The organism is Nesterenkonia sandarakina, assembly GCF_003003175.1.
In the GTDB taxonomy this organism is placed as follows: domain Bacteria; phylum Actinomycetota; class Actinomycetes; order Actinomycetales; family Micrococcaceae; genus Nesterenkonia; species Nesterenkonia sandarakina_A.
On the sequence record NZ_PVTY01000045.1, the window covers coordinates 1 to 3,252 of the forward strand.

4 protein-coding genes are annotated in these 3,252 nt (G+C 61.0%); 3 read left to right on the top strand and 1 reads right to left on the bottom strand.

Annotated features, from left to right (window positions below; translation table 11 throughout):
- A partial coding sequence (locus BCL67_RS15010) for a lytic transglycosylase domain-containing protein (RefSeq protein WP_106124203.1) occupies positions 1–861 on the top strand: 861 nt, incomplete at its 5' end.
- Between the two features lie 545 nt (positions 862–1,406).
- Here the strand turns inward: BCL67_RS15010 and BCL67_RS15015 are convergent.
- Positions 1,407–1,688, bottom strand: a complete 282-nt coding sequence (locus BCL67_RS15015; RefSeq protein ID WP_106124204.1) for a helix-turn-helix transcriptional regulator — start codon at positions 1,686–1,688, stop codon at positions 1,407–1,409.
- A gap of 122 nt (positions 1,689–1,810) precedes the next feature.
- Here BCL67_RS15015 and BCL67_RS15020 point away from each other — a divergent pair, with 122 nt between their 5' ends.
- Positions 1,811–2,743: a sodium-dependent bicarbonate transport family permease gene (locus BCL67_RS15020; RefSeq protein WP_106124205.1), complete on the top strand. Its 933-nt coding sequence runs from the start codon at positions 1,811–1,813 to the stop codon at positions 2,741–2,743.
- 15 nt (positions 2,744–2,758) lie between these two features.
- The gene (locus BCL67_RS15025; protein WP_106124206.1) at positions 2,759–3,061 is read left to right on the top strand and encodes a P-II family nitrogen regulator; all 303 of its coding nucleotides are present in this window, start codon (positions 2,759–2,761) and stop codon (positions 3,059–3,061) included.
- The last annotated feature ends 191 nt before the right edge of the window (positions 3,062–3,252 follow it).

Sequence of the window (3,252 nt, forward strand, 5' to 3'; positions counted from 1 at the left end):
ATGGGCAGTGTAGGAACTTCCATCTTCGGAAGGCCTCGACATCTATCTGTGCACCGCCACGCCAACGGTTGCTACACCCTCATCTGCGAAGAGCCAGATAACCAGGGATCAGGCTGCGGCCTCATGCTGGGCATCATCGCCCTACTCATCGGCGTTCCGCTGTTCATCCTCGTCATCGCAATCAGCGGGGGAGAAGAGGAAGAGCCGCAAGCCTCGTGCCGTCCCGGCACCATGGAGGACGATTCCGCCATCCCGGAAGAGTATCGGGAGGCGCTTGAATCCGCGGCTGCTGAGTCGGGCCTCTCCGTCGATCTCCTGGCTGCGCAGATCGACGCCGAATCAGGATGGAACCCCGACGCCACAAGCCCTGTAGGAGCCCAGGGAATCGTTCAGTTCATGCCCCAGGCCTGGGACACCTACGGCGACGGGGGAGACCCGTTCAACGCGCAAGACGCCATAGCGGCTATGGGCCGCTATATGGCCGCTGTGGCCGACGAGGTAACCGACTTGGCCGGCAATGAGCGCGAGCTCGCTGAACTGTCACTCGCGGCGTACAACGCCGGTCCCGGGGCGGTCCAGAGCGCCGGGGGAATTGATCGAAGACTTCCTGTTGCAATGACCGCCAGAATCCGCCGATCGCTCACCGGGCGCTCCTCTGCCCTGCAACCCACCCATGCAAACGTCAAGTGTGACTCGCAACGGTTATTGGCGGTGTCCTCGCAGCGACACATGTCGCCTCTGCGGCGCGTCGGCAGATGGTTCATCGGGCAGGTTATATCCCTTCATCTGCAGCAGTGCGCAGACGACGATGGAAGGGGTTGCGTCTTTGTGCGCGAGGGCGGACCCGACTATGGCTGGTAACTCCACGGCCCGCTGCCTCTGTGAGATTTACCGGCCCAAATCTCTGCGGCCCTCGCTGAACAGCTCATCACCTCACTAGGCCACCAGATCCCCGCCACCACACTTGAGCCCTAGGTGATCGAAGCTCTAAGCGTAGATTCCGGCCTAGTTCAGACTTTCGCGGCAGCACACCAGCGATGAGAGTCCTTCCCTCTATCCGTTCTTTCGAACGTGTACGCCATGAGCTCACCTGGTGACACCAAAATCAGCTTGTCTGTCGAGGCAAGAGGCGCGGCTCCGCGTTCAGTCCTACAGCTGTCTCGAACGACAGCACTATAAGCCCCTGTGGCGTAGTGGCGCTGAACCAGCCTGGGCTTCTCTGCCGATATTTTGCGGGTTCGGGCTCTCCGGTGAGGGCCTGGTAGTGGAGCGTCTCAAGCCTTATAGGTAGGCGACGAGCCGCACTCACCTCGCGCGCAGCGGGGGATGGATCTTCTTGGTCACGGGGCCCATCAATCCGAACGCAAACAGCACCGGCATCACCCCTGCGCCGGTTCATTCTGGACCTATTCACCGTCATCGTTCAAGGCAGTCAGCAGCTCCCCGACTCGGTGATGGCGCTCTACCGGATGCCGCAGAGGAAGTTCCGGATGCACCCGATACCGATTGCGGCGGCCATCACGCTCCCTGTCCAGGTACCCCGCATCAATAAGCTCTGCCAGGATCCGCTGTGCCGCGCGTTCGGTGATCCCCACCTTGTGGGCGATCTCTCGGACCAGTAACCCAGGATCTCGCGCCACGCATATCAGGACGTGAGCGTGATTGCTGAGAAAAGTCCATTCGGGCATGCTCCAGTCTAACGCATATGCGACATTCAATACATGACACTGAAGTTGTGTATTCTGTGTCTTTGGTTGGGGTCCCTGTTGTGACCCTGCTGTGCTGGACGCTCTCGGAAGGACCCACCGGCATGCTTGATCCTGTCATCCTCTTCTTCGTGCTGGGCATCTCTGCCGGACTGTTGCGCTCAGAGCTCCGCCTACCAGCCGCGGTTTATGAGCTCGTCACCATAGTGCTGCTGTTGGCTATAGGGCTTAAGGGTGGCGTCGAGCTGGCCAAACAGCCACTGGGCCAGTTGCTGCCCCAGATGGTGGCAGTAGTCACGATGGGCTTTTTCCTGGCATTGATCGCTTTCCCAGTCCTACGAAAGTTGGGCCGTCTGCAGCGTGCGGACGCGGCATCCATCGCTGCGCACTATGGGTCAGTCAGCGTGGGCACCTATGCCGTGGCCGTGGCCTATCTCGGCAGTCGCCAGGTGCCGTTTGAAGAGCACATGCCCCTGTTGCTGGTCCTCATGGAGGTGCCTGCGATCCTCGTAGGCATCATCCTGGCGCGGGGCGTCTCCCGTTCCACGAAGTGGGGCTCCGTGTTACACGAGGTGTTCCTCGGCAAAGGAATCGTGCTCCTGCTGGGTGGGCTGCTCATCGGATGGGCAGCCGGCCCAGACGGCATGACTCCACTCGAACCGCTCTTCGTGGATCTTTTCAAGGGCATACTGGCCTTATTCCTGCTGGAGATGGGCATCATCACCGCCGCTCAGCTGACGGGCTTGCGCCGTTACGGACTCTTCCTGGTGGGTTTCGGAGTCGTCATGCCGCTGTTCTCCGCCGTCGTGGGCACCGCCACCGCCTATCTGCTGGGACTCTCCCTTGGAGGCACCGTGATTCTGGCAACATTAGCCGCCAGTGCTTCCTACATCGCGGTGCCGGCGGCGATGCGGATCTCGGTCCCGGAGGCCAACCCCACACTGTCCTTGGCGGCCGCCCTCGGCATCACGTTCCCCTTCAACGTCCTGTTCGGCATACCCATCTATCACGCCATGGCCACCCTGGCGCATGGTTGACAAGGAGATGACCCCGTGAATCCGCATCAGCGCAAATTACTGACCGTCGTCACCGAAGCTGCCCTGGAGGGGACGCTGGTACGTGAGATCGAAAGTCTCGGCGCACATGGATACACCATCACCGACGCCCGCGGAAAAGGTGACCACGGAGTGCGCAACGCCGGGTGGGAAGCCAGTGCGAACATCAGGATCGAGGTCGTCTGCGACGCCGACACTTCTCGGACACTGGCCACACATCTGCGAGAGCACTACTCCAAGAACTACGCGATGATCCTTTACCTCAGCGAGGTCGAGGTCCTGCGGCCAGAGAAATTCTGACTCGAGGCAGCGGCGCTGCCAAGTCTGGTTACGCACCGGCACAGTCAGGAGCTGTGCGCCCCAGATCGATCGGCGTCTAGATGTTGTGGGGCATGAGGTTCTTGCCACGGGTGCGTCGATGAGATGAGGAACGGGCTCCCCACCACAGGATGGAAGTTACGACACCACCCATCCGCAGGAGAAGAGCCCGC

Excerpts from the sequence above, each read along its gene's own strand:
- BCL67_RS15015 (WP_106124204.1), bottom strand. The coding sequence starts at position 1,688 with ATGCCCGAATGGACTTTTCTCAGCAATCACGCTCACGTCCTGATATGC.
- BCL67_RS15020 (WP_106124205.1), top strand. The coding sequence starts at position 1,811 with ATGCTTGATCCTGTCATCCTCTTCTTCGTGCTGGGCATCTCTGCCGGA.